The sequence below is a fragment of the Paraliomyxa miuraensis genome (genome assembly GCF_026337845.1).
Taxonomy (GTDB): Bacteria; Myxococcota_A; Polyangia; order Nannocystales; family Nannocystaceae; genus Paraliomyxa; species Paraliomyxa miuraensis.
On sequence record NZ_JAOVZF010000066.1, the window covers coordinates 1 to 477 of the forward strand.

The following is a 477-nucleotide window of genomic DNA, read 5'->3' on the forward strand; positions in this document are numbered from 1 at the left end:
GACGTGGGCAGCTACGTCTACGAGGACGGGCGGCTCTTCGCCTACGGCATCGGCGTGCCCGTGCTGATGGGCTACGACGCCCGCGGCAACGTCGTCGACCACGGCGGCCGCACGCTCACGTACACGCCGTTCGACAAGGTGCGGCAGATCGTCGATGGGGCCGAAACGCTCGACTTTCGCTACGACGCGCAGGGCAATCGTTTCTCGCGGCACTCGGCGCTCGAGGACGAGCTCACGGTAGTGGTGCAGGGTCTCTACGAGCGCCGCGAGGTCGCGGGTGCGCTACGGCTGACGTACCGCGTACCCGCAGCCGGGCGCACCGTGGCGCAGATCGTGCGAACGCCAGGGCTCGGGGGATTCACGAAACTCGGGGCGCCGGCGGGACTCGGCGTATGGAACGATGCGATCGAATTCCTGCACGACGACCACCTCGGCTCGACCGACGTGGTCACCGACGACACCGGCGCGGTGATCCGC

1 protein-coding gene is annotated in these 477 nt (G+C 68.8%); it reads left to right on the forward strand.

What is annotated here, in order from left to right; all coding sequences use genetic code 11:
- Positions 1 to 477: hypothetical protein (locus OEB96_RS00285; protein WP_266213372.1), on the forward strand; the 477-nt coding region annotated here is incomplete at both ends.